This is a genomic window from Pseudooctadecabacter jejudonensis (assembly GCF_900172275.1).
GTDB classification, from domain to species: domain Bacteria; phylum Pseudomonadota; class Alphaproteobacteria; order Rhodobacterales; family Rhodobacteraceae; genus Octadecabacter; species Octadecabacter jejudonensis.
In genome coordinates, this window is the sequence record NZ_FWFT01000001.1 from 122,701 (window position 1) to 145,600 (window position 22,900).

Below are 22,900 nucleotides of genomic sequence, written 5' to 3' on the forward strand. Positions count from 1 at the left end.
CTGAGCAACCCAAGACAAGAGACATCCAAGATGCGCGCTGAAATCCAATCCATCGTGACCGAGATCGAAAACAGCCTGACGTTGTTGGCCCAGCGGATGGACTATGACACTGCGCCGCACCGGCTGGAAGAATTCAATGCCCGTGTCGAGGACCCCACGTTGTGGGATGATCCGGAGGCCGCGCAAAAGTTGATGCGGGATCGTCAGAATCTTGTGGATGCGATGAAGAGCTATGAGGACATCCGCCAAGAGCTGACCGACAGCCAGGAGCTGATCGAGCTGGGCGAGATGGAGGACGACGCCGAGGTGGTGACCGAAGCGGAGGACGCGCTGAAGGCGCTGAAGACGCGCGCTGCTGAAAAAGAGCTTGAGGCGTTGTTGGACGGTGAGGCCGATGGCAACGACACGTTCCTTGAGATCAATTCAGGTGCGGGGGGCACGGAAAGCTGTGACTGGGCGTCGATGTTGGCGCGGATGTATGTCCGCTGGGCCGAAAAGAAGGGCTATAAGGTCGAGCTGCAATCAGAGAGTGCGGGCGAAGAGGCGGGCATCAAATCCGCAGCCTACAAGATCAGCGGGCACAATGCCTATGGTTGGTTGAAATCCGAAAGCGGTGTGCACCGTCTGGTGCGCATTTCGCCCTTTGACAGTGCCGCCAAACGGCACACGTCGTTTACGTCCGTGAAGGTTTATCCGGTGGTGGATGATAACATCGAGATTGAGGTGAACCCTGCGGATATTCGCATCGACACCTATCGATCATCCGGCGCGGGCGGGCAGCACGTGAACACGACGGATTCGGCTGTGCGCATCACGCACCACCCCACGGGGATCGTTGTGACATCATCGGAGAAATCCCAGCACCAGAACCGCGATATTGCCATGAAAGCGTTGAAGTCGCGTCTGTATCAGATGGAATTGGACAAGCGGTCGGCGCTGGTCAATGAGGTTCATGAGAACGCGGGCGATGCGGGCTGGGGCAATCAGATCCGGTCTTATGTGTTGCAGCCCTATCAGATGGTGAAAGACCTGCGGACATCCCACGAGACATCGGACACCAAAGGCGTGTTGGACGGGGATCTGGATGGGTTTATGGCCGCCACACTGGCGATGAACGTCAGTGGCAAAAGCCGTGCGGAGGCGGGTGCCGACGATTGATCTGCCAGCGGTGGGACGATCTGACGATCGGGTCCTGCGGACGGCGGGGTGCAAAATCTCAAGGAGATTTTGTTCAAAGTCTTATGCAAGACTTTGGCCTGCGGCGCAGGTGTATTTGACCCAAAGAAGCCGAACCCCAGCGGAATTAATTAGGCGTTCAGGCGAGACGGGGCGGAGATCCGGCCAAAGAAAAAGCCCTCACCTGTCATAGGCGAGGGCTCATTTTGAGTGCCGTTGATACGGTCTGTTAAGCCTGATGCTTTGGCGCCGGTTTGGCTTTGCCACCGGCGTTCAGGGGATCGTCCTGACGCTGAACGGAGCCTTCGAAGTGGGCGCCGGATTCAATCGCGATGGTCTTGTGGATGATGTCACCCTCGACCCGTGCGGTGGATGTCAGACGGACCTTGAGGCCGCGCACGGTGCCCACGATCCGGCCGTTGACGACCACATCGTCCGCCACGCATTCACCATTGACTGTTGCGCCTTCGCCGATTGTCAGCAGGTGGGCGCGGATGTCGCCGTCCACGGTGCCTTCGATCTGGATATCACCGGTGGTCTTGAGATTACCGGTGATGTGCAGATCCGTGCTCAGCTGAGAGGCGGGTGGTTTCGCCTTGGGTGCTGCGGATTTGAAATCGCTTGCGGCAGGGGCAGGGGAGGAAGCAGGGCTCGCAGGTTTGGGCGCGTCAGAGGACGGCGTTGCGGGCGTGCCAGGCTCGTTGATTTTGCTTTTAGAAAACATCTTGTCCAGCTCTTATGTAAATCATTGGGTTTACGGGTCGACCGCCTACGCGGATTTCGTAGTGAAGGTGCGGGCCAGTGGACCGTCCAGAATTGCCAATATCACCAATTCTGTCCCCGCGCGAGACCCTTTGTCCCACATCGACGCGCATTCGGTTCAGGTGGGCGTAGCGGGTTTCAATGCCAAAGGCGTGTTGCACCTTGATCAGGCGGCCATAGCCGGACGACCAACCGGCAAAGGTCACCACGCCGTCCGCCGGCGCCACGATGGGCGTGCCGATGGGAGCTGCAAAGTCGGTGCCGTTGTGCATCCGGCCCCAGCGCATCCCAAAACCGGAGGTGAAGCGGAAGCCTGATGTGACAGGCATATCAAACGGGATGCGTTCGGCGGCGATCCGGTAGAGGTTCAGCCGGTCCATGGAGCCCAGGATGCCGTTGGCGCGGGCGGCGTCCGGGTCAATATCCCCCCCACGGGTGGAGAATTGCAGGGGCGTCAGGGGGCCACCGGTGCCTGAATAGCCACGCCGAATTTCTCCCAGCACGTTGTCGGGGTTCATGCCAGCCGCGCGGAACATGTTGTCGAGAGGTTCGACGGAGACCGTGAACGCCTCTTCCAACTGGCGGAAGATCTGGTCATTGCGTTCTTGCAGAAGACGCAGTTCCAGTTCCATTTCCGCCGCATGAGAAAGGGCGAATTCTGCGTCGGAGGCGATCTTGTCCCGTTCGGCTGCGGTTTCGGCCAAGGCGTCGGCCAGCAGATCGACGGTTCCTGCGGCGTCACCGGATTGAGCAAAGCCACCTGGTGCAGTGCCGTCACCGGCCAAGGCGGCCTCTAGGGCGGCGATCTGGTCTTCGGCGGCGCGGCGGGCGGTCATGGTGGTGCGCAGATTGGCCTGAATGACTTCGAGGCCGGTTTCAAGTTCACGGCGTCGATCTTCGGAGCGCAGCAATTCCGATTGCATCAAGGAAATCTGGTCGAGCGCAGAGGAAAACCGCTGTTGAGCGGCAACAGCCTCAGCCGCGCGGGTGTCGCGTTCAACGCTCAAGACGTTGAGGCGGTCCTCATAGGTGGCTTGATCGCGTTGGGCCTGCGCGCGGAAATTTCCGGCTCCGATGCTGTCCATCAAAAGGATGGCGGTGGCGATGATTGTCCAACTGACCACCACAACGCCCCCCGTCCACGCCACAAGCTGGGTTTCCGGTTTAAGGCGGATAAACCGCGTTTCTGTATCTGACCGCAAAAAGAGGCGTTTTTCCGGAAAACGCTTTTCGAGGGCCACATGCAATTTGTGTATCAATCTTGATTTCAAGGTGCTGTCCCGATCCGTCCCTACTCCTGACGAGAGCCCCCCAGCGTCCTGCGTCCCGCGATTGGTAGCGAATGGGGGATTCGCTGGCAAGGTTTTTGACCAATTCCACGCAGAAACAAAAGGATATGGGACAATTTAGGCAGCTTGTTGCCGACGATTTGCCCCGATTTATGGTTAACGCCTTGTGGGTTTGGGCGTGGCGTCGGACAGGGGCCAGTAGAAATCAGGTGGGATGCCGGCCTCGGCGCGCTTTTCTTCGTTGAACGGTGGCTTGAGCGGGCCGTGGAAATAGCGCCGGACCAGATCGTGAAACACCGGTGTCGGGTCAAGCCCATCGCGGCCACACAGCCAGTGAAACCACTTGGACCCATAGGCCACGTGGTGGACCTCTTCGGCGTAGATCACCTCAAGCGCGTCGATGGCCTGCCGGTCTTTGGCCTGTTTAAAAATCTTGATCATGCCAGGGGTTACGTCGAGGCCGCGGGCCTCAAGCACCATGGGCACCACGGCAAGGCGTCCCATGAAATCATCTGCGGTGTCCTCGGCAGCGCGCCACATGCCGGCGTGGGCGTCCAAGGCGCCGTAATGGCTGCCTTGCGCTTCAAGACAGTCGCATATCAGGTTGAAATGTTTAGATTCTTCGTCGGCGGATTTAACCCAATCATCATAAAATCCGATAGGCATGGGGGTGTCGGTGAAGCGCGCGATGATGTCCCAATGCAGATCGACCGCGTTGAGTTCGATGTGGGCTACCGCGTGCAAAATGGCGATGCGGCCCTCCGGTGTGCCCGGTTTGCGGCGCGGCACGTCGCGCGGGTCCAGCAGGGCTGGGGTCGTGGGACGTGCGGGTTGCAAGGGCGGTGTGGCGGTGCCGATGTGGGGCGTTAGGCCTGCCGTGCGCGCATCACGCCACATCTGCGCATAGCGCCGCGACAAAGCGGTCTTGGCGCGCCCGTCAGCCGTGCGCAGCACGTCGTCCGCCATTTGGGCCAGAGGTTTGGGCAGGGGCTGGGGGGCTGTCTGTGTCATGAGTGCGGCCTAGCGAATGACGGCGAAAGGGGCAAGCGAGAGCGGCGGTGTCCGCCCTCAATCGCCCACCAAAGGGCCCGTCAAAGTAATGACGGGCCTTTTGCCGGACTGCCACACATTGCGGTCTTTCGCGCGACAGGCCCAGAGGGGTCTGTCGCTGCGATGGATGTCAAAGCGCTTTGACGGCCTCCAGCACCTCATCCACGTGACCGGGCACTTTGACCTTGCGCCAGATCTGCGCCAGCGTGCCGTCGGCCATGATCAGGAATGTCGCGCGTTCGATGCCCATGTAGGTCTTGCCGTACATCTTTTTCTCAACCCAGGTGCCGTAGCGTTCGCAGACGTCGCCGTTTTCATCCGACAGCAGCATCAGGTTGAGGTTGTGTTTGGCGATGAATTTGTCGTGTTTGGCCACGGTGTCCTTGCTGACGCCGATGACCGTGGCGCCCAGGGCTGCGAAGGCATCGGCGGCGTCAGTAAAGCCGATCGCCTCCTTGGTGCAGCCGGGGGTGTCGTCTTTGGGGTAGAAATACAGAACCTTGGGGCCAGAGATATCGGCAAGGGTCACCGTGTCGCCGCCGTCGCGGGGCAAGGTTACGTCGGGGGCGGGCATGCCAGGGGTCAGTTCGGTCATATCGGGCCTTTTGTGTTGCAGCTTTCCCCTAGCGTTCTAGGGCGCAAGCGGCGAAGATAAAGCCCGATGGAGAATGTTGTGCCGGATGAAGACCAAACGCAGGGGGTGCGTGAGGCGGCTGCGCTTGCCGCAGCCCCGCGCAGATCGCGCGGGCGGCGTGTTTACCTGTGGGCGCGGGCTGTGGTGTTGGTGGCCTGCGCGCCGCTGGTGATGGCGCTGATTGCGGCGGTTCTTTTGGTGGGCCGTGAGGTCACCGCCCCAAGTTGGGTGGTGCGCGATGTTGAAACCCGCGCGGCTGAAGTCCTTGGGGGCGGAACCCTTGATTTCGGGGCGTTGACGGTGACGGTGGGCACGGATCTGCACCCCCGCTTGGTGGTGCGCAACGCGGTGCTGCGCGACGCAGAGGGCGGGATCCTGGCGCAGGTGCCGCGCATTGAGGGGTTGGTGTCCCCGCGCGGGGTGATGCAGGGCCGCATCCTTGCGCAAGAGATTATCGTGTCGGGCGCACAGGTCGAGGTCCGGCGCAACACCGATGGCCAGATCGCTTTTGCGTTCGATCAGGGTGCGGAAAGTGTTGCACAGGCAGATGGGTTCCTCGGGCTTCTGGATCAGATTGATCAGGCGTTTGAGGGGGCCGCCCTTGAGGCGTTGGAGGAGGTTCGCGCCACGGGCGTGATTATCAACTATGTCGATGCGCGGGCGGGCCAGTCTTTCGTAGTCGACAATGGTCGGATCGGGCTTGATCTGCGCGACGATGCCTTGGCGTTGCGGGCGGATGTGGCGGTTTTGACGGGGCGGTCTTATGTGACGCGGGCGGGGGTGAGCTATGATAGCCTGCGCGGGTCAAGGCAGGCCGAAATCGGGTTTGAGGTCACGGATGCGGCGGGCACGGACATCGCGGCGCAAGCGCCGGTGCTGTCCTTTCTGGGGGTTCTCGATGCGCCGATTTCCGGTGCGGTGCGCGGGCGGCTGGATGCAGATGGCGCGCTGTCGTCGCTGTCGGCCACGCTGCAGATCGGCGCGGGTGAGGTGCGGCCGACGGCGGCCACCACGCCGATCCCCTTTCGCAGCGGGCAGACCTATCTGACGTTTGATCCGCTTGAGGAAAAGCTGACGTTTGATTTGATTGAGGTCGACAGTGATCTGGGCCGTGTCGCTGGCACCGCAGAGGCCTATTTGCGTGATTATAACGAGGGGTGGCCTGCGTCCTTTCTGGGGCATGTCGATCTGACTGAGGTGTCGATTGCGGCCAATGCGGTCGTCCCGCGACCCTTGGAGGTGTCGCGCGCACGCATCGATTATCGGCTGCGGCTGGATCCGTTTACTTTGGATGTCGGGGAGGCTGCTGTGGCTGCCCTGGATGGTGAAACCCCCGTGTCTTTGCGTTTGGACGGGCAAGTGCGCGCGGGCAGCGACGGCTGGTCGGTTGCGCTGGATGCGGCCACGCAGGACATCCCGACGGATACGGTGCTGGCCTTTTGGCCCGCTGGGGCTGCGTTGAATTTGCGCAAATGGCTGGGGGACAATGTCTCAGCCGGTGCTTTGCGCGATGTGCAGATCGCCTATCGCGCATCCGCAGGCGGGGCCCCGCAGTTTGCCATGACATCGGAATTTGCCCAAGCGACGGTGAGGTTCTTGCGCACGTTGCCCCCGATAGAGGCGGGGCGCGGGGTGATGTCTGTGGTGGACGGACGGTTTGTGCTGTCGCTGGACGCGGGCCATGTCACCCCGCCCGAGGGCGGGCGGATCGACATGGGGGGCAGCACCATGGTCATTCCGCGCACGGGACGCCGCGCGCCCGCGCAGTTTGATCTGACGCTGGGGGGGCGGTTGACTGCGATGATGTCCTTGTTGCGCCTGCCACCGTTCAATGTGCTGGCGGACAGCGATTTGCAGCCCAGTTTCGCACAGGGCGCGGCAGAGGTTCGCGTCCGGCTCACGACCCCGTTGGGCCAAGGCGTGACCCCTGCGGAACGGGACTGGCAGGCGACGGCCCAGTTGCGCAATCTGCGATCGGAGGTTCTGGTGCCTGGGCAGGTGCTGACCGCTGCGCGGGCCGAGGTGCGCGTGGGGCCGGACAGTTTGACGGTTCAAGGCCCTGCGCGCGTGGGCGCGCTGGCGGGGCAAGCGACCTTCAGCCGCGCTTTGGGCGCGGGATCGGCGGGCACGGCGCGCCTTGAGGCTGATGTGACCATCGGGCCTGAGGTTTTGGCCCAATTCAACATCAACTTGCCGCGCGGCATGGTGACGGGCGAAGGGCCTGCGCGGCTGTCGCTGGATTTGACGGAGCCCACCGCGCCGGCCTTTACGCTGCGGTCCAATCTGGCGGGGATCGGGTTGTCTTTGCCTGCGGTTGGCTGGTCGAAATCTCGGAACGCGCAGGGCGAGTTGGTCGTGTCGGGCCAATTGGGCGCGCAGCCGCGTGTCGACCGTTTGGCGGTGTCGGCCCCGGGGCTGGAGACGGAAGGCACGATTGCGCTGTCGGCGGGTGGCGGGTTAGAGCGCGCGGCCTTTGAGCGGGTGCGATTGGGCGGATGGCTGGACGCGCCGGTGGTTTTGCGGGGACGGGGCCCGGGCCGGGCGGCGGAAATCCAGATCGCGGGGGGCAGCCTTGATCTGCGCAACGCTGGTTTTGCGCGCGGCAGTGGCGGGGGCCGTGGTGGAGGGGACACCGGCGGGCCGCTGGACATCGCGTTGGACCGTCTGCGGATCACAGACACGCTGTTTGTCGATAACTTTCGGGGGCAGTTTTCGCCCGCTGGTGGTCTGCAGGGTGAGTTTTTGGGTCAGATGAATGGGCAGGCCCCGATCAACGGCACCCTTGTGCCCAGCCCTGACGGGGCTGCGGTGCGCCTTGTCAGTGCCGATGCGGGCGCGGTGTTGCGGGCCACGGGGTTGTTGCGGGGTGCTTTGGGCGGGCAGTTGGAGCTGACGTTGATCCCCACAGGGGCTGCTGGCACATATGACGGGACGTTGGTGGCGCGCGATTTGCGGGTGCGTGATGCGCCTGCTTTGGCGTCGCTGCTGGATGCGGTGTCCGTTGTTGGATTGATCACGCAGCTGGATGGTCAGGGGTTGATGTTTTCGGATGTGGACGCGGCGTTTCGTCTGACGCCGGAGCAGGTGATTGTCACGCAATCTTCCGCCGTGGGGCCGAGCATTGGTCTGTCGCTGGACGGGTTTTACAATCAGGGGGCAGGGCAGATTGATTTTCAGGGGGTGGTGTCGCCTTTGTATCTGCTCAACGGGATTGGTGCGGTGTTCACGCGGCGGGGCGAAGGGCTTATCGGGTTCAATTTCAACCTGTCGGGGGCGGTTGACAGCCCGCGTGTTTCGGTCAATCCGCTGTCCGCGCTGACGCCTGGTATGTTTCGAGAGATTTTCCGGCGTCCGCCGCCGCAAGTCGGACAATAGGGCTGCTGGATTCAAGCCCGTTCTCAAGTAACGAAGTGGTAGGACATGAAACGGGCTGCGTCCTCAAGTAACGAAGTGGTAGGACATGAAACTAAGCGAATTTAATTTCGATCTGCCGGAGCGTTTGATCGCCACGCGGCCCGCGCGGCCCCGCACATCGGCCAAATTGTTGGTGGCTGAGGGGGCCGACACGCGCGATCTGACGGTGGCAGATCTGGGATCGGTGCTGCGGGCTGGCGACCGGCTGGTGCTGAATGACACCAAGGTGATCCCCGCGCGGCTTTTTGGCACCCGGACGCGGGTCAGCGCCCACGGCGACGGCGTGGCCAAGATTGAGGTGACGTTGTTGGAGCCGCGGGCGGGAGGCGCATGGGCGGCTTTGGTCAAGCCCTTGCGGAAGGTGCGGGAGGGGGAGGAGATCGTGTTCTCACCCGATCTGTCCGCCGTGTTTGAGGGGCGCGTCGAGGATCAGGCGCTGTTGCGGTTCAACTGCGCGGGGTCAGATTTTGATGCGGCGTTGAATGCCGCCGGGGCGATGCCCTTGCCGCCCTATATTGCGGCCAAACGGGCGGCCGACGCCCAAGACAAGGAAGACTATCAGACGATTTGGGCCGACAAATCTGGCGCGGTAGCCGCCCCCACAGCATCGCTGCATTTTGAGCAGTGGTTGCTGGATGATTTGGGGGCGATGGGCGTCGGCTTTACCCATGTGACCTTGCATGTGGGGGCGGGGACGTTTTTGCCTGTGAAGGTCGATGATGTGTCTGAGCACAAGATGCACGCGGAGTGGGGACAGATCACACAGGCGGCGGCGGACGAGATTATGGCGACCAAGGCCGCAGGGGGCCGTGTGATCCCCGTGGGCACAACGGCGCTGCGGTTGATTGAAAGCGCAGGCCGGTCCGGCGTGTTGCGTGCCTGGGAGGGCGAGACGGATATTTTCATCACCCCTGGTTTCGCGTTTCAGATCGCAGACGGATTGATGACGAATTTCCATCTGCCTAAATCCACATTGATGATGTTGGTCAGCGCGTTGATGGGGATAGAGCGCATCCGTGAGATTTACGCCCATGCGATTGAGAATGAGTACCGGTTCTTTAGCTACGGGGACAGTTCAATCCTGTTGCCGTGAGACCTGAGGCTGACCGGCGGATTTGAGTTTTTCTGGTCAGATGAAGGGGGAGGGCGGGTTGCGTCACGTCTGTGTCGTCTTTAGGGGCGACGGTGCTGCGCGTGTGGGTGCATGGAAGGTGATGGGCCGCCACAGGAAAGGTGAACGTGATGGTTAAAGTGTTTTTCGCGTCTTGGGCGCTGTTTTTGGGAATGTTCATGTTGATGGTCGGCAATGGCCTGCAGGGGACACTGCTTGGGGTGCGCGGCGGCCTTGAAGACTTTTCGACCTTTCAGATGTCGATTGTCATGTCGGCCTATTTTGCGGGGTTCCTTGGGGGGTCACGTTTGGCGCCGGAGATGATCCGGCGGGTGGGGCATGTGCGTGTCTTTGCGGCGTTGGGGTCGACCATTTCCGCCGTTTTGATCCTATACCCTGTGCTGGTTGAGGTGTGGGCCTGGACCTTGGGGCGCGTTGTGATCGGGTTTTGTTTCTCGGGCGTTTATGTGACCGCCGAAAGCTGGCTGAACAATGCGGCGACGAATGAAAACCGCGGGCAATCGCTGTCGCTGTATATGCTGGCGCAGATGTCGGGGATTGTGGTGGCGCAGGGCATTTTGAGCGTGGGCGACGTGGAAGGGTTCGTGTTGTTCATAATCCCGTCGGTGCTGGTGTCGTTGGCCTTTGCGCCGATTTTGCTGTCGGTGCAGCCGACGCCTGCGTTTGAGGCCACCAAGCCCATGTCGCTGAAAGATCTGATTGGCGCGTCGCCCCTGGCCTCTGTGGGCATGTTTTTGCTGGGCGGGGTGTTTGCCGCGCAGTTCGGTATGGTTGCGGTGTTTGGCACGCAAGCGGGGCTGAGCGTGGCGCAAATTTCGTTGTTGGTGTCGGTGATTTACATCGCGGCCCTTGGGGCGCAGTACCCCATCGGATGGCTGTCGGACCGCATGGATCGCCGCGTGCTGATCATCGGTGTGGCTGCCCTTGGGGCGGGCGGTGCGATGCTGGCTTGGGTGGGCGGCACCACCTTCGTGACGTTGTTGATTGGCGCGGCGTTGGTCGGGGGCACGTCGAACCCGCTGTATGCGCTTTATGTGGCCTATGCGAACGACTTTCTGGAGCATGAAGAGATGCCCGCAGCCTCTGCCGGGTTCATTTTCATCAACGGGGTTGGCGCGATTATGGGCCCGATCCTGATTGGCTGGATCATGGGCCGATTTGGCGCCTTTGCCTTTTGGTCTGTGGTGGCTGCATTGATGGCCGCGATGGCGGGCTATGGTTTGCTGCGGATGTTGCAGCGCCCGAGCGATACGGCGGTCGAAGATCAGGTGTCTTATACGCCGGTTATGGCCAACGCCTCGCCTGTCGCGATGGAGCTTGCGCAGGAAATCTACATCGAGACGGAGCTGGAGGATATGGCGGAGGAGGACTCTGAGCCGTCCTAACCCCTTGCGCGGAGGGCCTTGGTCTGTAACGGTTTTTGCATGACATTGCTTTGCGACAGGCTTGGGAGGGCCGCGTGATGGTGAGTGCGGAAGACGTGATCTCATTCTGGATGGAGGAGATCGGGCCCAAGGGGTGGTTTGCGGGCGGTGCGGCGCTGGATGGCCAGATCCGCGACCGGTTTGAGAGCGCGTGGCAAGAGGCGCGGGAGGGCGCGTGTGGGTTGTGGCTGACATCGCCCAAGGGCGTGCTGGGCTATCTGATCCTGACCGACCAGCTGCCGCGCAACATGCACCGCGGGACGGCGGATGCCTTTGCCACGGACACATCAGCCCGCGCTGCGGCCAAATTTGCCATTGAACGGGATTGGGATTTGCGGGAGGCCGAACCGGCGCGGCAGTTTTTCTATATGCCGCTTATGCATTCGGAGAACCTGATTGATCAGGACAGATGCGTGCGCCTGATGTCGACCCGCATGCATAAGGACGGCGGCAGTGGCGTGCGTCATGCCTGTGCGCACCGTCTGATCATCCGCCAATTCGGCCGCTTTCCCTTTCGCAACGCGGCCCTTGGCCGTCAGACGACACAGGCGGAACAAAGCTGGATGGACGGTGTTGGCTATGCGGGCGCATTGCGCGACGTGGATGCCAAACAGGCCAAGGGGCCTGCCTGATCTGCCAGCCGCGACGATGTTGCATAGCTGGGTTGACCTTTGGTCACTGGCGCGTCCGTCCGAGATAGTTTAATGCTAAACTAAATTTTGTTTCAGGAGGATCCGCAATGGCCCAGAACTTTGACATGATCGTAATCGGTGCAGGCCCCGGTGGCTATGTGGCGGCCATTCGCGGCGCACAGCTTGGTCTGAAGGTGGCCGTGGTCGAACGCGAACATCTGGGCGGGATCTGTTTGAACTGGGGCTGTATTCCAACGAAGGCGATGTTGCGCTCGGCTGAGGTGTTTCACCTGATGCACCGCGCCAAGGATTTTGGCCTGAAGGCCGATGGCATTGACTATGATCTGCCTGCAGTGGTGAAACGGTCTCGCGGGGTTGCGGGGCAGCTGTCTGGTGGCATCGGGCATCTGCTGAAGAAAAACAAAGTCACGGTTGTGATGGGGGAGGCCACAATTCCCGCAAAGGGCAAAGTCAGCGTGAAGACCGAAAAGGGCACCGAAGAGCTGACGGCAAAGAACATCGTGCTGGCCACAGGCGCCCGCGCGCGTGAGTTGCCCGGGCTTGAGGCGGATGGGGATCTGGTGTGGTTCTACAAGGATGCGTTGCAGCCCAAGCGGATGCCCAAGAAGTTGCTTGTCATCGGGTCAGGTGCCATTGGCATTGAATTTGCGAGCTTTTACAACACCTTGGGCGCAGACACGACTGTGGTTGAGGTGATGGACCGCGTTCTGCCGGTTGAGGACGAAGAGATCAGCGCCTTTGCCAAGAAGGCCTTTGTCAAACAGGGCATGAAGATCATGGAGAAATCCATGGTCAAGCAGTTGGACCGGGGCAAAGGAACCGTCACTGCCCATATTGAAAGCAACGGCAAGGTCGAGAAGATGGAGTTTGATACCGTCATTTCGGCTGTGGGGATCGTGGGCAATGTCGAGGGTCTTGGCCTTGAGGAGTTGGGCGTCAAGATCGACCGGACCCATGTGGTGACAGATGAATATTGCCGTACGGGTGTTGAGGGGCTTTTTGCCATTGGCGACATCGCAGGCGCGCCTTGGCTGGCGCATAAGGCCTCCCATGAGGGGGTGATGGTCGCGGATCTGATCGGTGGGCAGAACAATGTCCATCCGGTGAAACCCGAAAGCATTGCGGGCTGCACCTATTGTCACCCGCAGGTGGCCAGCGTTGGCTTCACCGAGGCGCAGGCCAAGGAAAAGGGGTTCAAGATCAAGGTGGGTCGTTTCCCCTTTATCGGCAACGGCAAGGCGATTGCCTTGGGGGAACCTGAGGGGATGGTGAAGACGATCTTTGACGAAAAGACGGGTGAGCTGTTGGGGGCCCATATGGTCGGCGCTGAAGTGACCGAAATGATCCAAGGCTATGTCATCGGTCGCAAGTTGGAGACGACCGAAGAGGACCTGATGGAAACGGTCTTCCCGCATCCGACCCTGTCCGAGATGATGCATGAAAGCGTGCTGGACGCCTATGACCGTGTCATCCATATGTGATGTGGGCAAAATTCCGGAATTTTGCCACGGGAAACAAAATTCCGGAATTTTGTTGATTGCCCCTTAACTGTTGCAGGCGTAGCGGTGGGGCATGACGCGCTCTTCCACACATTGGCCGCTGATTGCGCTGCTTTGGGCAACGGGTCTTTTGGCTGCGGCGCAATTTGCCAAACTGACCCTGACGATTGACACGTTGAACGGCCTTTACGCAGGCGCGCCGGTGCCTTTGGCGGTGTCGGCGGTGTCTGTCGTTGGGATCATCGGGGGGGCTGTGTCGGGCTTTCTTGTGGGGCGGTTCGGGGCGCGGCGTGTGGTGCTGTGGTCCGTGACACTGTCGGCGGTGCTGTCGTTGATCCAGGGGCTGCCCATGGGATTTGTGGCCTTTATGGTGACACGACTTCTTGAAGGGTTCGGCCACCTTATGTTGGTTGTTGCTTTGCCCACGATGATGGTGGTCCTGGCCAAACCAACCCATAAACCTGTGGTTATGGGGCTTTGGGGAACCTTTTTCGGCGTGGGGTATGCCATTCTCGGCCTCATTGTACCGCCGGTAGAGGCCTGGGGAGGCGTGGGGGCAGTTTACGTGGGGCATGGTCTTTTGCTGGCGGCGGTTTTGCCTGTTCTGATTTTGGCGCTGCCCCGCGTCATGGCCACCCGCACGCCGTTGCCCAAGTTGATCCCGTTGCACCGTGCAATTTATTCCACGCCCCGATATTTCGCGCCGGGCATCGGGCACGGCATCTACACGTCCATCTTTATTGCGGTGGTGGCGTTTTTACCGACTGCGCTGGATGCGATGTGGTTGGTGGTGGCTTTGCCACTGACCAACCTGAGCGGGACGTTTGTATCGGGGTTTGTGGCGCAGCGCGTCCCTGCGTCGCGGGTGTCGGTGGCGGGGTTCATCATCGCGGGCGTGCTGTTTGCGCTGATGGCGGTCACGGCTTCGCCGTGGGTCGCATTGGCTGCGTTGTTTTTCACCGGGCTGACGGCTGGGGCGAATTTTGCGGCGGTGCCGGAATTCAACACCGATCCGCAGGATCAGGCGCGGTCAAACGGGGCAATGGCGCAGGTGGGCAATATGGGCACCTTTGCGGGCACGCCTTTGTTCGCGCTTGTTGCGGGCAGCCTGTGGGGCATTGCTGGGATGGCCATTTCGATCTGTGTCTGTGGTGCCGTTATGGGGGGCTGGGCCTACCGTGCCGCACGGCGGGACGCCGTTTTGCACGCCGCCTGACGGGCGCCTCTTTTTACTGGAAAAACGTTGATGTGAGTGAATAGGGGGTGCCCCGTCACTTCGCTGCGAGAGGCGTAGATCTGGGCCGCATCGCCCGCCATCTTGATCTGCATGACACATACATTCACAAAACGCGCCGTTTTGGGCGCTCTGCTTTCGACCCCGTTTGTCAACCTGGCCCAGGCCGCGACACGGGATTTTCGTTTGGACACAAGCCGCAGCGAGGTGCGGTTTACCTATTATCTGGAAGGATCACCGGGCCATTGTTCGATTGACGTCTCAGACGCGCAGTTTCGCGTGGATTTGGCCGATCTGGGTCGGTCGTCCGTGCGGGTGGCGCTGAACCCGCGCACGATCCGCGCAGGGTTTTTACCCGCCACCGAAGCGTTGAAAGGGGCGAAGTTGCTGGACGCGCGTCGCTTTCCAAGCATCAGTTTTGAAAGCCAATCCATTCAGCCCAGCGGTGCAGGCGGGGCAATCAGCGGGGATCTGAACATCAAGGGAACCTCGCGGCGTGAAAACTTCCGCGCGCAATTCATCAATGCCGTGCCCACGCCGGATGCGACGTCCTTTGGCATTCAGATGTCCGGCATGGTGGACCGTCACGCCTATGGCGTTTCGGGGTTTTCCAGCTTCGTGGGGCCGCGCGTGGACTTTCGGATCAGGGCCTATTTGTCCGCTGTCTAAGGAGGCGGCTGCGATTTCACCCAGCGTAGGCGACAGAAATGTTTGCCAGTGGTGTTAATTCTTTCTTATGTTCTTTATATGTTCTAGCGCCCCACTGGTCACGGCCGGTGGGGTTGCTATGTGGTGACACAAGACATTTGGGGGCCCGAAATGGCAGAGCTGAAGAACATCGAAGTGCGCGGTGCGCGCGAACACAACCTCAAAGGCATCGACGTGGACATTCCGCGCGATCAGCTTGTGGTGATCACGGGTCTGTCGGGGTCGGGCAAATCGAGCCTCGCGTTTGATACGATCTATGCCGAAGGGCAACGCCGCTATGTGGAATCGCTGTCGGCCTATGCGCGGCAGTTCCTTGATATGATGGAAAAGCCCGATGTTGATCACATTGCGGGGCTGTCCCCGGCGATTTCCATTGAACAGAAAACCACCAGTAAAAACCCGCGGTCAACCGTGGGGACAGTGACGGAAATTTACGACTACATGCGTTTGCTGTTTGCCCGCGTGGGCACGCCGTATTCGCCCGCCACCGGTTTGCCGATTGAGGCGCAGCAGGTGCAAGACATGGTCGACCGTGTGATGGACATGGAAGAGGGCATGCGCGGCTATCTTCTGGCCCCGATCATCCGCGACCGCAAAGGGGAGTATCGCAAGGAATTTCTTGAACTGCGCAAGCAGGGCTTTCAGCGGGTGAAGGTCGACGGGGCGTTCTACGATCTTGATGAGCCACCGACCCTAGACAAGAAATTCCGCCATGACATCGACGTTGTGGTGGACCGCATCGTTGTGCGTGAGGGGTTGGAGACACGGTTGGCCGACAGTTTCCGCACGGCCCTCGATCTGGCCGATGGCATTGCGATCCTTGAGACTGCGCCAAAGGAAGGCGATCCTGAACGGTTTACGTTCTCGGAAAACTTCGCCTGTCCTGAATCCGGCTTTACCATTCCTGAGATTGAACCGCGTCTGTTTTCGTTCAACGCGCCTTTTGGGGCCTGTCCGTCCTGTGACGGTTTGGGGGTTGAGCTGTTTTTTGACGAACGGTTGGTGGTGCCCGACCAGACGTTGAAAATCTCTGACGGGGCGCTGGCGCCTTGGCGCAAAGGTAAAAGCCCGTATTTCTTACAAACGATTGAGGCCATCGCCAAACATTACGAGTTTGACAAGAACGCCCGGTGGAAGGATTTGCCGGCCTTTGTCCAACAGGTGTTTCTGTATGGGTCCGGCGATGAAGAGATCAAGTTTCGCTATGACGAAGGGGGCCGCGTCTATGAGGTGAAACGCGCGTTTGAGGGTGTCGTGCCCAACATGGAGCGCCGCTACCGCGAGACGGACAGCAACTGGATCCGCGAGGAATTCGAACGCTACCAAAACAACCGGTCCTGTGGGACGTGCGGCGGCTATCGTTTGCGAGAAGAGGCCTTGGCCGTCAAAATCGGGTCCAGTGATGCGCTGTTGCACGTGGGTCAGGTGGTGCAGATGTCCATCCGCGAAGCCTTCGATTGGTGCGAGGCCGTGCCCGCGGCGCTGACCAAACAAAAGAACGAAATTGCGCGGGCGATCCTGAAGGAAATTCGCGAACGTCTTGGGTTCCTGAACAACGTGGGGCTGGAATATCTGACGTTGTCGCGCAATGCGGGCACCTTGTCGGGGGGCGAAAGCCAGCGTATTAGGTTGGCCAGTCAGATCGGATCAGGCCTGACCGGGGTTTTGTATGTGTTGGACGAGCCGTCGATTGGCCTTCACCAGCGCGACAATGACCGGCTGTTGACCACCCTGAAAAACCTACGCGATCAGGGCAATACGGTGATTGTCGTTGAACACGACGAAGAGGCCGTGCGCGAGGCGGATTATGTCTTTGACATCGGGCCGGGGGCAGGGGTGCACGGGGGCCAGGTCGTCGCCAAGGGCACCCCGGCTGAGATTATCGCGAACCCTGACAGCATCACCGGCGATTATCTCGCTGGACGGCGCGAAATTTCGGTGCCGGCCAAGCGACGCAAGGGCAACAAGAAAAAGCTGACCGTGAAGAAGGCCACCGGCAACAACCTGCAAAACGTGACGGTGGATTTCCCGTTGGGCAAGTTTGTGTGCGTGACCGGCGTTTCGGGCGGCGGCAAGTCGACCCTCACGATTGAGACCTTGTTCAAGACGGCGTCGATGGCGCTGAACGGGGCACGGCAGACGCCTGCACCTTGTGAGACGATCAAAGGGTTGGAGCATCTGGATAAGGTGATCGATATCGACCAACGCCCCATCGGGCGCACGCCGCGGTCAAACCCTGCCACCTACACCGGTGCGTTCACGCCCATCCGCGATTGGTTCGCGGGCCTGCCGGAGGCCAAGGCGCGCGGCTATAAGCCGGGGCGGTTTTCATTCAACGTCAAAGGTGGGCGCTGTGAGGCCTGTCAGGGTGACGGTGTGATCAAGATCGAGATGCACTTCCTGCCTGACGTCTATGTGGAGTGCGAGACCTGCAAGGGCAAACGGTACAACCGCGAGACATTGGAGATTCAGTTCAAAGGCAAATCAATCGCTGATGTGCTGGATATGACCGTCGAAGACGCGCAAGCATTCTTTAAGGCCGTGCCGAGCATTCGTGAGAAGATGGACGCGCTGATGCGGGTCGGTCTGGGCTACATCAAGGTGGGCCAGCAGGCGACGACGCTGTCCGGTGGTGAGGCGCAGCGGGTGAAATTGTCAAAGGAACTGGCAAAAAGATCCACGGGGCGGACGCTGTATATTCTGGATGAACCGACGACCGGACTTCATTTTGAAGACGTGCGTAAGCTGTTGGAAGTGCTGCATGAATTGGTCGAGGGCGGCAATACTGTTGTGGTGATTGAACACAACTTGGACGTGGTCAAAACCGCCGATTGGATCATCGACGTCGGCCCCGAAGGCGGTGATGGCGGTGGCACGATTGTGGCGACCGGAACGCCGGAAAAAGTGGCTGACGTCGCGGAGAGCCACACAGGCCGCTATCTGAAACCGATGCTGTCCCCACGGGACGTGGCGGCAGAATAGGCGGGCCCTGCGGGGCGAGTTTTTTTGGTCAGATGAAGGGGGGTGTCAGTCCTTATCTGTCAGGAGGGTGAGCATGGCCGAGAAATCCATGCCGCCCATGCCGCTGAGTTCGACCATATCCGCATAAAGGTCTGTCGCGCGATCGCCCAGCGGGGTGGTGGCGCCTGAGGTTTGTGCGGCATGCTGTGCAAGTCGCAGATCTTTGAGCATAAGGGTCGCAGAAAACCCCGGGATATAGGAATTGTCGGCGGGGCTTTCGGGCCCCACGCCAGGGGCAGGGCAGTAGGTGTTCATGGACCAGCTTTGCCCCGATGACGTGCTGACCACGTCAAACATGGACTGGCGATCAAGGCCCAGTTTGTCGGCCAGGGCGAACGCTTCGCAGGTTGCGATCATTGTCGCGCCGAGGATCATGTTGTTGCAGATCTTGGCGGCCTGACCGGCGCCCGCTTCGCCGCAATGGACGGCTTTTTGGCCCATGATCTCAAACAGCGGTTTGGCCATGGCAAAAGCAGTGTCGCGGCCGCCAGCCATGAACGTGAGCGTGCCATTGGTGGCCCCGCCGATCCCGCCTGAGACAGGTGCATCCACGGCATGCAGGCCGAGGGTCTGCGCCGCAGTCGCCACGGCGCGGGCGCTGTCCACATCGATCGTTGAGCAATCCAGATGCAAGCTGCCTTGGCGCATAGCGGCGTGGATTTCGGCGGCCACGGCGCGCAGGATATCGCCGTTTGGCAACATGGTGATGGCAACATCGGCCTGTGCCACAGCCTCAGCCGCGGAGGAGGCGAGGGGGATGTCATCGGGGGTTGCGACAGGGTCATACCCCATGACGGAATGGCCCGCTGCGATCAGGCAGCGCGCCATGGGGGCGCCCATGTTTCCTAGTCCGATGAAAGCGATGGTCATGGGGCGGCTCCTGTCAGGTCAAGGTTGGGACGGATGGGATAGGTCATGCGCAGCACATCGGCGCCGGTCACATCACGCCAGCCGTTGTGGCGCCACTGGGGGCGGCGGTCACGGTCGATGATCGCGGCACGAATGCCTTCGAGGAAATCGCCATATTCCATTGCGCGGGCGGTGAAGCGGAATTCATGTTCCAAGGCGGTCTCGATCCGGTCGGCCAATCGGACCTTGTGGATCAACCCGACGGTCGCACAAAGCGCCAAGGGCGAATGGCGCTCCATCCGTTTTTGCGCATGAGCCAAGGCAGCAGGCAGGTCGGCTGGCATGGCCCGTTGGATATCGCCAAAGCTCTCTCCGCCGAATGTGGCGTCGATGTCGGGCTGCGATGCGGCCAAACGGCTGTCTGGGGCCTGCGTGGCCACCGCATCCACGGCCGCTGGATCACCGGAGGCACAGAGCGTGTCAACCAAGGCAGTCCATGCATCACACGGCACATAATAGTCAGCAAAGCCTGCGTGAATTGCATCGGCGGCATCCATCCGGTCCGCCGTAAGCCCCAGATATTCCCCCAAACGTCCCGGCGCACGGGCGAGGATCAGCGACCCACCGACGTCAGGCACGAGGCCGATGCTGACCTCTGGCAAAGCGATTTGACTGGTATCGCAGACCACGCGGTGGGATCCGTGACAGCCCACACCCACACCCCCGCCCATGGTGAACCCCTGCATGAGTGTCACCACAGGCTTTGGAAAGTGGAACATTTTGGCGTTCAGACGATATTCATCGCGCCAAAACGCCTCTCCATAGCGAAAATCGCCTATACGCCCGGTGTCGTACATCCGTTGGATATCGCCGCCTGCACAAAACGCTTTATCCCCTGCGGCATCGATGATGACCAGATCAATGTCGGCGTCGGTCCAAGCGTCCAAGGCCCGTTCAATCTGGTGGCACATCTCATGGGTGAGGGCATTCAGCGCGTCTTCGCGTGTCAGGGTTATTCGCCCCGCACGCCCTTGGGTTCGCGCGTTGATATGTGGCATTGGCCCCCCCCTTCATCTGACCAAAAAAACTCGCCCCGCAGGGCCGATAGGCCGCTTGAGATCGGACGTTAGAGGTCTTTGCTGAATTCGTCGATCAAATGATCGCCCGTGGCTGCCGTGCAGGCGCCCATCGTAATAACGGGCACTTGTGCTGATGCGTCAGGTAAGGGTCAGATCACAGCAGGCGAACTTGACAGCCCACTTCAACGCGGCCGAACAGATCTGCGATATGTTCGTTATAAAGACCGATGCATCCTGATGAGCTTTGACGGCCGATTTTGCGTGTGTCGTGGGTGCCGTGGATCAGATAGGCAGGCCATGTCAGATACATCGCATGGGTGCCCAGCGGGTTGCCTGGATCGCCGCCTTCGATGCGCTCGGGCAGGGTCGGATCGCGTTCGCGCATATTGGCGGTCGGGGTCCAGGATGGGCCGACCCGTTTGCGCACGATTTCGGAATAGCCGCGCCTTGTCAGTTCCTCGGTCAGCGGAACCGAAGACGGATATAGATGATAGGACCCATCCGGGTCCCAATAGTGCAAAGCCCGCGATGTGATGTCAGCCAGAATGGCGCCTTTGCCAAGGGACTGGAAATGGTCTTGCCAATCTTGCGTGACGAACGACGACACGTTGCGGTCAGGCGCTGTTTGCGCCCCGGCCGTCAGGGGTGCCGCAATCATCGGTGTGGCCAAGGCGGCGGACGCGGTCATAAGAAAACGACGTTTGGTCTGCATGATGTCCCTCATTCAGATTCTTTCATGTGATGTGTCATGGACAGGGCCAATTTTCAATGGAAGGGCTATAAAATGGGTGTGATCGGCAGAAAATACCCCACCGTGACGTCGGGCTGTGCATCCGCATTTGCCGAAAAGAAACCCGATTTGGTCCTGTCCGAACCGATCAGGCGGCAAGGCTGTCCACGTAGCTGTCTGGAAGCCCCAAAATGACGGCGGCGTGCGCGATATCTTCGACAGTGCGCAAATTGATGCCCGGCACTTCGGACCACATGTTTGTGGCCATTGCCGCCAACTGACGCGCGGCTGGCGTCGGGGCAAGGAAAACGCTGGTGCTTTCGTACCTATATTCGCCGTATTGCTCCAACAATCGGATTTGTGCCTCGATGAATTCCTTGTGGTCTGTCGTGAAGACGTGAATGCCGCTGAGATCAATGAGGTGAGGCATTTCAGCTACAAATTTCGGATTTTGAGAATATTCGGCGACCGCATCGAGGCTTGTCTGCATCGTGAATTGCCCGCTGTAGCGCAGATGGAGCACAGGCGGATGTTCAATAAATGTATATTGGATAGGCATTTGATGTCTCAAAAAGGTTTTGTCAAAAAGGGCGCCCCGAAATATGGGACGCCCTTTGCCTTAACGGATCAATCCATGGCTTTGAAGTTGAATTCGCCGCCTTCCTTAATCCCCGACGGCCAACGTGACGTCACGGTTTTGGTGCGGGTGTAGAATTTGAACGCATCGGGCCCGTGTTGGTTGAGATCGCCAAAGGCTGATTTTTTCCAGCCACCAAAGGTGTGATAGGCAAGCGGCACGGGGATGGGGACGTTGATGCCGACCATACCCACGTTGACGCGGTTGGCAAAATCACGCGCGGCGTCGCCGTCGCGGGTGAAGATTGCGGTGCCATTGCCGTATTCATGATCCATGGCAAGGCTCAGCGCCTCTTCATAGCTGCCGGCGCGTACGGTGCTGAGGACAGGGCCGAAGATCTCTTTTTTGTAGATGTCCATGTCGGGTGTGACACGGTCAAAGAGATGCGGGCCGACGAAAAAGCCGTCTTCATAGCCCTGAAGCGAGAAATCGCGCCCGTCCACGACAAGCTCCGCCCCTTGGTCGATGCCAGACTGAACAAGGCCAAGGATGTTCTGTTTGGCAGCGGCTGTGACAACAGGGCCGTAATCCACATCGTCGCCGGATGTGTAGGGGCCGACGCGCAGCTTTTCGATGCGCGGGATCAGCTCTTCGATCAGCCTGTCGGCTGTCTCATCGCCCACGGGGACGGCCACGGAAATGGCCATGCACCGTTCGCCCGCCGCACCGTAGCCCGCACCCACCAGCGCATCGGCGGCTTGGCCCATATCGGCGTCTGGCATGATGATCATGTGGTTTTTGGCCCCGCCAAAACACTGCACCCGCTTCCCGTTTTCGCAGCCGCGCGCGTAGATATATTCGGCGATGGGGGTGGAGCCGACGAAGCCCACGGATTGAATGGTGGGGTTGTCGAGGATCGCATCGACGCTCTCCTTGTCGCCATTGACGACCTGCAGGATGCCTGCCGGAAGGCCCGCTTCCTCCATCAACTCAGCCAGCATCAGCGGCACGGATGGGTCACGTTCGGAGGGTTTGAGGATGAAGGCATTGCCGCAAGCGATGGCGGGCGCGAACATCCACATGGGGATCATGGCGGGGAAGTTGAAGGGCGTAATGCCAGCGGTGACCCCAAGCGCCTGACGCATGGAATAGATGTCGATGCCGGGGCCTGCGCCATCGGTGTATTCACCTTTGAGCATTTGCGGCGCGCCGATGCAGTATTCGACGACCTCAAGCCCGCGTTGCACGTCGCCTTTGGCATCGGGGATGGTTTTGCCATGCTCACGGCTGAGCGCTTCGGAAAGTTTGTCCATGTCGCGGTTGAGCAGGCCCACAAAGGCCATCAGCACGCGGGCGCGACGTTGAGGGTTGGTGGCGGCCCATGCGGGCTGGGCCTGTGCGGCGACGTTCACGGCATGGTCGAGGTCTTCTTTCGAGGCAAGCGGTAGTTTGGCCTGAACCTCACCCGTGGCGGGGTTGTAGACGTCTGCAAAGCGCCCCGACGTGCCTTTGACATGTGCGCCGCCGATGTAGTGGGTCAATTCTGTGGTCATTTCGATCTCCATGATTTGGGGCGAGTTTAGTCTTGCATTATCGGGCGTAGTAGCGTGATTTTGACATGAGTATTTTGCATATTTGCAAGACAGCGAAACGAAATAGCATGATATCG

Annotated in this window: 18 protein-coding genes; 9 read left to right on the top strand and 9 right to left on the bottom strand. The window is 60.2% G+C overall.

What is annotated here, in order from left to right:
• The first annotated feature begins 30 nt into the window (after positions 1 to 30).
• Positions 31 to 1,158 carry a peptide chain release factor 2 gene (gene prfB / locus PSJ8397_RS00610; RefSeq protein ID WP_085862634.1) on the top strand — a complete coding sequence of 376 codons (1,128 nt, stop codon included), beginning with the start codon at positions 31 to 33 and terminating at the stop codon, positions 1,156 to 1,158.
• Between the two features lie 247 nt (positions 1,159 to 1,405).
• Here the strand turns inward: prfB and PSJ8397_RS00615 are convergent, their stop codons facing one another.
• The 4 genes from PSJ8397_RS00615 to bcp all read right to left on the bottom strand — a co-directional run bounded on the left by PSJ8397_RS00615 (position 1,406) and on the right by bcp (position 4,872).
• Positions 1,406 to 1,900 carry a bactofilin family protein gene (locus PSJ8397_RS00615; protein ID WP_085862635.1) on the bottom strand — a complete coding sequence of 165 codons (495 nt, stop codon included), beginning with the start codon at positions 1,898 to 1,900 and terminating at the stop codon, positions 1,406 to 1,408.
• Entirely contained in the window at positions 1,890 to 3,209 is a 1,320-nt protein-coding gene (locus tag PSJ8397_RS00620; RefSeq protein ID WP_085862636.1) for a M23 family metallopeptidase, read from the bottom strand. Before PSJ8397_RS00620 ends, PSJ8397_RS00615 begins: the two co-directional genes overlap by 11 nt.
• A 174-nt stretch (positions 3,210 to 3,383) precedes the next feature.
• Positions 3,384 to 4,238 carry a ferritin-like domain-containing protein gene (locus PSJ8397_RS00625; RefSeq protein ID WP_085862637.1) on the bottom strand — a complete coding sequence of 285 codons (855 nt, stop codon included), beginning with the start codon at positions 4,236 to 4,238 and terminating at the stop codon, positions 3,384 to 3,386.
• Positions 4,239 to 4,407: 169 nt separating this feature from the next.
• Positions 4,408 to 4,872, bottom strand: coding sequence for a thioredoxin-dependent thiol peroxidase (gene bcp, locus PSJ8397_RS00630; protein WP_085862638.1), 465 nt, complete (start codon positions 4,870 to 4,872; stop codon positions 4,408 to 4,410).
• 78 nt (positions 4,873 to 4,950) lie between these two features.
• Here bcp and PSJ8397_RS00635 point away from each other — a divergent pair, with 78 nt between their 5' ends.
• The 8 genes from PSJ8397_RS00635 (at position 4,951) to uvrA (ending at position 17,957) form a co-directional block, all read left to right on the top strand.
• Positions 4,951 to 8,286, top strand: a complete 3,336-nt coding sequence (locus tag PSJ8397_RS00635; RefSeq protein ID WP_235000529.1) for a DUF3971 domain-containing protein — start codon at positions 4,951 to 4,953, stop codon at positions 8,284 to 8,286.
• Between the two features lie 85 nt (positions 8,287 to 8,371).
• Positions 8,372 to 9,418, top strand: a complete 1,047-nt coding sequence (queA, locus tag PSJ8397_RS00640) for a tRNA preQ1(34) S-adenosylmethionine ribosyltransferase-isomerase QueA (RefSeq protein WP_085862639.1) — start codon at positions 8,372 to 8,374, stop codon at positions 9,416 to 9,418.
• Between the two features lie 149 nt (positions 9,419 to 9,567).
• Positions 9,568 to 10,842 (top strand): MFS transporter, encoded by a 1,275-nt coding sequence (locus PSJ8397_RS00645; RefSeq protein ID WP_085862640.1) that lies wholly within the window; start codon positions 9,568 to 9,570, stop codon positions 10,840 to 10,842.
• A gap of 77 nt (positions 10,843 to 10,919) precedes the next feature.
• Entirely contained in the window at positions 10,920 to 11,513 is a 594-nt protein-coding gene (locus PSJ8397_RS00650; RefSeq protein WP_085862641.1) for a DUF924 family protein, read from the top strand.
• Positions 11,514 to 11,620: 107 nt separating this feature from the next.
• On the top strand, positions 11,621 to 13,015 hold the full coding sequence (gene lpdA, locus PSJ8397_RS00655) for a dihydrolipoyl dehydrogenase (RefSeq protein ID WP_085862642.1): 1,395 nt from the start codon (positions 11,621 to 11,623) through the stop codon (positions 13,013 to 13,015).
• A 91-nt stretch (positions 13,016 to 13,106) separates the two neighbouring features.
• Positions 13,107 to 14,249, top strand: coding sequence for an MFS transporter (locus PSJ8397_RS00660; RefSeq protein WP_085862643.1), 1,143 nt, complete (start codon positions 13,107 to 13,109; stop codon positions 14,247 to 14,249).
• A 111-nt stretch (positions 14,250 to 14,360) separates the two neighbouring features.
• Positions 14,361 to 14,936: a YceI family protein gene (locus PSJ8397_RS00665; protein ID WP_143515307.1), complete on the top strand. Its 576-nt coding sequence runs from the start codon at positions 14,361 to 14,363 to the stop codon at positions 14,934 to 14,936.
• Positions 14,937 to 15,086: 150 nt separating this feature from the next.
• Positions 15,087 to 17,957: an excinuclease ABC subunit UvrA gene (gene uvrA / locus PSJ8397_RS00670; protein WP_085862645.1), complete on the top strand. Its 2,871-nt coding sequence runs from the start codon at positions 15,087 to 15,089 to the stop codon at positions 17,955 to 17,957.
• A gap of 45 nt (positions 17,958 to 18,002) precedes the next feature.
• Here the strand turns inward: uvrA and mmsB are convergent, their stop codons facing one another.
• The 5 genes from mmsB to PSJ8397_RS00695 form a co-directional block, all read right to left on the bottom strand.
• Entirely contained in the window at positions 18,003 to 18,866 is an 864-nt protein-coding gene (mmsB, locus tag PSJ8397_RS00675) for a 3-hydroxyisobutyrate dehydrogenase (RefSeq protein WP_085862646.1), read from the bottom strand.
• Positions 18,863 to 19,903, bottom strand: coding sequence for an enoyl-CoA hydratase/isomerase family protein (locus tag PSJ8397_RS00680; RefSeq protein WP_085862647.1), 1,041 nt, complete (start codon positions 19,901 to 19,903; stop codon positions 18,863 to 18,865). Before PSJ8397_RS00680 ends, mmsB begins: the two co-directional genes overlap by 4 nt.
• A gap of 175 nt (positions 19,904 to 20,078) precedes the next feature.
• Complete coding sequence (locus tag PSJ8397_RS00685) at positions 20,079 to 20,648, bottom strand: L,D-transpeptidase (RefSeq protein WP_085862648.1); 570 nt, start codon at positions 20,646 to 20,648, stop codon at positions 20,079 to 20,081.
• Positions 20,649 to 20,802: 154 nt separating this feature from the next.
• Entirely contained in the window at positions 20,803 to 21,213 is a 411-nt protein-coding gene (locus tag PSJ8397_RS00690) for a hypothetical protein (RefSeq protein ID WP_085862649.1), read from the bottom strand.
• A 68-nt stretch (positions 21,214 to 21,281) separates the two neighbouring features.
• Entirely contained in the window at positions 21,282 to 22,796 is a 1,515-nt protein-coding gene (locus tag PSJ8397_RS00695; protein ID WP_306372125.1) for a CoA-acylating methylmalonate-semialdehyde dehydrogenase, read from the bottom strand.
• Positions 22,797 to 22,900 lie beyond the last annotated feature (104 nt).

Coding starts and splice junctions, on each gene's coding strand:
- mmsB (WP_085862646.1), bottom strand. CDS start 18,866: ATGACCATCGCTTTCATCGGACTAGGAAACATGGGCGCCCCCATGGCG.
- PSJ8397_RS00690 (WP_085862649.1), bottom strand. CDS start 21,213: ATGCCTATCCAATATACATTTATTGAACATCCGCCTGTGCTCCATCTG.
- uvrA (WP_085862645.1), top strand. CDS start 15,087: ATGGCAGAGCTGAAGAACATCGAAGTGCGCGGTGCGCGCGAACACAAC.
- PSJ8397_RS00650 (WP_085862641.1), top strand. CDS start 10,920: ATGGTGAGTGCGGAAGACGTGATCTCATTCTGGATGGAGGAGATCGGG.
- PSJ8397_RS00645 (WP_085862640.1), top strand. CDS start 9,568: ATGGTTAAAGTGTTTTTCGCGTCTTGGGCGCTGTTTTTGGGAATGTTC.
- bcp (WP_085862638.1), bottom strand. CDS start 4,872: ATGACCGAACTGACCCCTGGCATGCCCGCCCCCGACGTAACCTTGCCC.
- PSJ8397_RS00625 (WP_085862637.1), bottom strand. CDS start 4,238: ATGACACAGACAGCCCCCCAGCCCCTGCCCAAACCTCTGGCCCAAATG.
- PSJ8397_RS00615 (WP_085862635.1), bottom strand. CDS start 1,900: ATGTTTTCTAAAAGCAAAATCAACGAGCCTGGCACGCCCGCAACGCCG.
- PSJ8397_RS00660 (WP_085862643.1), top strand. CDS start 13,107: ATGACGCGCTCTTCCACACATTGGCCGCTGATTGCGCTGCTTTGGGCA.
- prfB (WP_085862634.1), top strand. CDS start 31: ATGCGCGCTGAAATCCAATCCATCGTGACCGAGATCGAAAACAGCCTG.
- PSJ8397_RS00665 (WP_143515307.1), top strand. CDS start 14,361: ATGACACATACATTCACAAAACGCGCCGTTTTGGGCGCTCTGCTTTCG.
- PSJ8397_RS00680 (WP_085862647.1), bottom strand. CDS start 19,903: ATGCCACATATCAACGCGCGAACCCAAGGGCGTGCGGGGCGAATAACC.
- queA (WP_085862639.1), top strand. CDS start 8,372: ATGAAACTAAGCGAATTTAATTTCGATCTGCCGGAGCGTTTGATCGCC.
- PSJ8397_RS00695 (WP_306372125.1), bottom strand. CDS start 22,796: ATGGAGATCGAAATGACCACAGAATTGACCCACTACATCGGCGGCGCA.
- PSJ8397_RS00685 (WP_085862648.1), bottom strand. CDS start 20,648: ATGAGGGACATCATGCAGACCAAACGTCGTTTTCTTATGACCGCGTCC.
- lpdA (WP_085862642.1), top strand. CDS start 11,621: ATGGCCCAGAACTTTGACATGATCGTAATCGGTGCAGGCCCCGGTGGC.